A 5,721-nucleotide genomic window follows, 5' to 3' on the forward strand; every position below is an offset into this window, starting at 1 on the left:
AGCGGGGAACAATCAAGTTCCCCGCTAGAAAGAATAATGCGGCAGCGTGCTAGTCTCCCACACCCTATCGAGTGCAGTACCCTCACCGTGTCAGGCCTTAGCTTCCGGGTTCGGAATGGGACCGGGCGTCTCACCTGAGCCATGACCACCGCAAAACTAGATTATACACTCGCTTTAAACGAGCGGCAAATTGGCGGTTTGGGAACCGGACATGAACGCGAGCAAACAGAAGAAACTTTTATCAAAATCAACAACTTAACCATAATCATGATCATTTAACACTCCATACTATCTAAGAGAATTAAACGATAAGCAATACAAGTAGTATCACAATCGCCCATTAGTACTGGTCAGCTCCACCCCTTACAGGGCTTCCACATCCAGCCTATCAACCACGTGTTCTACATGTGGGCTCACACACAAAGTGCAAGGAATGCTAATCTTGGAGCAGGCTTCCCGCTTAGATGCTTTCAGCGGTTATCCCTTCCAAACGTAGCTAACCGGCAGCGCCACTGGCGTGACGACCGGCATACCAGAGGTTCGTCCACCCAGGTCCTCTCGTACTATGGGCAGGTCTCCTCAACATTCCAACGAGCGCAGAGGATAGAGACCAAACTGTCTCACGACGTTCTGAACCCAGCTCGCGTGCCGCTTTAATCGGCGAACAGCCGAACCCTTGGGACCTGCTCCAGCCCCAGGATGCGACGAGCCGACATCGAGGTGCCAAACCATCCCGTCGATATGGACTCTTGGGAATGATCAGCCTGTTATCCCCGGGGTACCTTTTATCCGTTGAGCGATGCCACGTCCGTACGCCGGCACCGGATCACTATCTCCGACTTTCGTCCCTGCTCGACCCGTCAGTCTCACAGTCAAGCCCGCTTGTGCGATTACACTCAACACCCGATTGCCAACCGGGCTGAGCGGACCATTGAGCGCCTCCGTTACTCTTTAGGAGGCAACCGCCCCAGTTAAACTACCCGCCAGGCACTGTCCCTAACACGGATAACGTGTCGAGGTTAGACGCCAGATATGGAAAGAGCGGTATTTCACTGATCGACTCCACGCAAGCTAGCGCCCACGCTTCACAGCCTCCCGCCTATGCTACACGATCCACACCTAACGACAATACCAAGGTATAGTAAAGGTCCCGGGGTCTTTTCGTCCTTCTGCGCTTAACGAGCATCTTTACTCGTACTGCAATTTCGCCGGGCTCCTGGCCGAGACAGTGGGGAAGTCGTTACGCCATTCGTGCAGGTCGGAACTTACCCGACAAGGAATTTCGCTACCTTAGGATGGTTATAGTTACCACCGCCGTTTACCGGGGCTTAAATTCACCGCTTCACCGAAGCTAACGGATCCTCTTAACCTTCCGGCACCGGGCAGGCGTCAGAGCGTATACAGCGGCTTACGCCTTCGCACGCTCCTGTGTTTTTGGTAAACAGTCGCTACCCCCTAGCTTGTGCCACCCCCAACAGCTCCGCTTGTAAAAAACATCACCATCAGGGGTCTCCCTTATGCCGAAGGCACGGGAGTAATTTGCCGAGTTCCTTGGCCAGGATTCGCCCGATCGCTTTGGTATACTCTACCAGACCACCAGTGTCGGTTTAGGGTACGAGCGGAATCACACCTCACGTTGAAGCTTTTCTCGGCAAGCAGGATCACCGGAATCAGCCTTACAGCCTACCCATCACGCCTCAGCTTAAACATCCCCCGGATTTACCTAGAGGACAGCCCACACGCTTAGCCACGGAAAACCACCTCCGCAGCCGGCTACCTACCCGCGTCACTCCCACGCTAACCTACTACCGATACAGTCCCAACACTAAACCAGAAGAAAACCCCGAAAGATAATCAACCAGAATAACGAAGGTTAGTACTCTCAGATTCAGTTCGAACGGTGTAACACCGGTACGGGAATATCAACCCGTTCATCCATTCGACTACGCCTGTCGGCCTCGCCTTAGGACTCGACTCACCCGGGGACGACGAACGTGGCCCCGGAACCCTTAGTCATTCAGCGGACAGGATTCACACCTGTCTCTCGCTACTCATGTCTGCATTCTCACTCCCGTATAGTCCACGACAAGTTCACACTGCCGCTTCACCCCATACAGGACGCTCTCCTACCCCACATGAACTAAATCATGCAGTCGCGTCTTCGGTGGCGTGCTTAAGCCCCGCTACATTGTCGGCGCGGAACCACTAGACCAGTGAGCTGTTACGCACTCTTTCAAGGATGGCTGCTTCTGAGCCAACCTCCTGGCTGTCTATGCGACTCCACATCCTTTCCCACTTAGCACGCGCTTCGGGACCTTAGACGACGATCAGGGCTGTTTCCCTTTTGACGACGGAGCTTATCCCCCGCCGACTCACTGCCATGATAAACCTAACAGGTATTCGGAGTTTGGCTGCTATTAGTACCCGGTATGGGCCCGCAAGCATCCAGTAGCTCTACCCCCTGCAAGCAATAACATGACGCTGCACCTAAATGCATTTCGGAGAGAACCAGCTATCACGGAATTTGATTGGCCTTTCACCCCTAACCCCAAGTCATCCCCCCAGTTTTCAACCTAGGTGGGTTCGGTCCTCCACACGGTCTTACCCGCGCTTCAACCTGCTCAGGGCTAGATCATCCCGCTTCGGGTCCAGGACATGCGACTAAAACGCCTTTTAAAACTCGCTTTCGCTACGGCTCCCCCACCCGGGTTAGCCTCGCCACATACCACTGACTCGCAGACTCATTTTTCGATAGGCACGCCGTCACCCCACAAAGAAGGCTCCGACGGATTGTAAGCGCACGGTTTCAGGAACTATTTCACTCCCCTCCCGGGGTGCTTTTCACCTTTCCCTCACGGTACTAGTACACTATCGGTCAGACAGGAATACTTAGGCTTACCCAACGGTCTGGGCAGATTCACGCGGGATTCCACGAGGCCCGCGCTACTTGGGAATAAACATAAAAAGACATCGCGCAACCTGCTACGGGGCCATCACCCTCTACGGCTGGGAATTCAATCCCATTCACATAACACGACATTTTATCACTCTTCTCAACCCCGTCAGAGGCTGAACAGTCAATCCCACGACCCCGAATACGCAACACCTGACGGTTATCACACGTACTCGGTTTAGCCTGATCCGCTTTCGCTCGCCACTACTCACGGAGTATCCTTTCCTGCAGGTACTGAGATGTTTCACTTCCCTGCGTACCCCCCACAAAAACTGTGGTGACCACCCATAACAGTGGCCGGGTCTCCCCATTCGGAAATCCTCGGATCAAAGCCCACTCGGCAGCTCCCCGAGGCATATCGCAGCCCGTCACGTCCTTCATCGGTCCTGTCTACCAAGGCATCCACCATACGCCCTTACCAGTGATACACCAGTAAAAAGCCTATCGGTTAACTCTCTAGACAATAAATCATCACACTAAACGATCACAAAACGATCAAGCGACTCCACCAAAATGGAGCCGGTTGAAATTGATAAAAGTAAAAACAAGCAAAACCAAAAACAGTCTCACTATTCTTACTCGCGTCCACTATCCAGTTCTCAAACCACCAAACACCAAGAACACAAGCCAAAAACCAAAAAGCCTCAACCTGTAATCCAAGGGCCAGGACCGCAACCCCAAAAAAAGGGGGTGGCAATCCGGGAACCCAAAAGCATGCCCAACAAACTCATCTAAAAACATTAACTATTGTTTTCCACACCAGTAACCACACTCAACCGAGCGTGCACAAAAACTCCGTAGAAAGGAGGTGATCCAGCCGCACCTTCCGGTACGGCTACCTTGTTACGACTTAGTCCCAATCACGAGCCTCACCTTAGACGGCTCCATCCCAAAAGGGTTAGGCCACCGGCTTCGGGTGCTGCCCACTTTCATGACTTGACGGGCGGTGTGTACAAGGCCCGGGAACGCATTCACCGCGACGTTGCTGATTCGCGATTACTAGCGACTCCGCCTTCACGTAGTCGAGTTGCAGACTACGATCCGAACTGAGACCAGTTTTAAGGGATTAGCACCATGTCACCATGAAGCAACCCGTTGTACTGGCCATTGTAGCATGCGTGAAGCCCTGGACGTAAGGGGCATGATGATCTGACGTCATCCCCACCTTCCTCCGAGTTAACCCCGGCGGTCCCCCGTGAGTTCCCGGCATAACCCGCTGGCAACACAGGGCGAGGGTTGCGCTCGTTGCGGGACTTAACCCAACATCTCACGACACGAGCTGACGACGACCATGCACCACCTGTGAACCTGCCCCGAAAGGAAACCACATCTCTGCAGTCGTCAGGCACATGTCAAGCCCAGGTAAGGTTCTTCGCGTTGCATCGAATTAATCCGCATGCTCCGCCGCTTGTGCGGGCCCCCGTCAATTTCTTTGAGTTTTAGCCTTGCGGCCGTACTCCCCAGGCGGGACGCTTAACGCGTTAGCTCCGACACAGAACCCGTGGAATGGGCCCCACATCCAGCGTCCACCGTTTACGGCGTGGACTACCAGGGTATCTAATCCTGTTCGCTCCCCACGCTTTCGCTTCTCAGCGTCAGTAACAGCCCAGAGACCTGCCTTCGCCATTGGTGTTCTTCCCGATATCTACACATTCCACCGTTACACCGAGAATTCCAGTCTCCCCTACTGCACTCTAGCCCGCCCGTACCCGGCGCAAACCCACCGTTAAGCGATGGGCTTTCACACCAGACGCGACGAACCGCCTACAAGCTCTTTACGCCCAATAATTCCGGATAACGCTTGCGCCCTACGTATTACCGCGGCTGCTGGCACGTAGTTAGCCGGCGCTTATTCGAAAGGTACACTCACCAAAAAGGCTTGCTCCCAATCAAAAGCGGTTTACAACCCGAAGGCCTTCATCCCGCACGCGGCGTCGCTGCGTCAGGGTTTCCCCCATTGCGCAATATTCCCCACTGCTGCCTCCCGTAGGAGTCTGGGCCGTATCTCAGTCCCAATGTGGCCGTCCGCCCTCTCAGGCCGGCTACCCGTCGAAGCCTAGGTGGGCCATTACCCCGCCTACAAGCTGATAGGACGCGACCCCATCCCATGCCACTAAACACTTTCCCAACAAGACATGCGTCAAGTTGGAGCATCCAGCATTACCACCCGTTTCCAAGAGCTATTCTGGAGCATGGGGCAGGTTGGTCACGCATTACTCACCCGTTCGCCACTCTCACCAACCAGCAAGCTGGTCAGATCCCGTTCGACTTGCATGTGTTAAGCACGCCGCCAGCGTTCATCCTGAGCCAGAATCGAACCCTCCACGAAAAACTTCAATGAAGAGCCAACAAAAGGCTCCAATATAAAAGAAAAAGACGAGACATTCTTTAAGGAAAGAACATCCCAACAAAAAACCTCACCATCATTTAACCATCTCTCAGGCACCCCACAATCCGTGAGGCTGACAATGAACTGGCAATAATTAACTAATAAGTAGTACAGACACGCTCTTGAGTTCTCAAACCACCACCACACCAGCCGGCTCATCAACCTCAACCGAGGAGAACCAGCCGCGCTGAGCAGCAAGAGATAAACTTACACCAAACCCCACCAAAACGCAAACCAACACCAAACAAACACCACAAAACCATTGAAAACAAGCCAAAACATCGGCGTGTCGAAAACACGCAAAAAACCACAACAAACCACCACAACCACCAACACAAAACCAAAAACAACCCAAAAAACAAACAAAAAACCATAAAAA

Annotated in this window: 1 protein-coding gene and 3 rRNA genes; all 4 read right to left on the reverse strand. The window is 53.3% G+C overall.

Annotated features, from left to right (window positions below; genetic code table 11):
• Positions 1-36: 36 nt before the first annotated feature.
• Positions 37-153: ribosomal RNA gene (gene rrf / locus P0106_RS07080) — 5S ribosomal RNA — on the reverse strand.
• Between the two features lie 168 nt (positions 154-321).
• A 23S ribosomal RNA gene (locus P0106_RS07085) occupies positions 322-3,382 on the reverse strand.
• Between the two features lie 372 nt (positions 3,383-3,754).
• Positions 3,755-5,282: ribosomal RNA gene (locus P0106_RS07090) — 16S ribosomal RNA — on the reverse strand.
• Together the 16S, 23S and 5S rRNA genes form the textbook arrangement of a ribosomal RNA operon.
• Positions 5,283-5,472: 190 nt before the next feature.
• Positions 5,473-5,721: hypothetical protein (locus tag P0106_RS07095; protein ID WP_147374342.1), on the reverse strand; the 249-nt coding region annotated here is incomplete at its 5' end.

It is taken from the genome of Gardnerella sp. c11Ua_71, assembly GCF_055818025.1.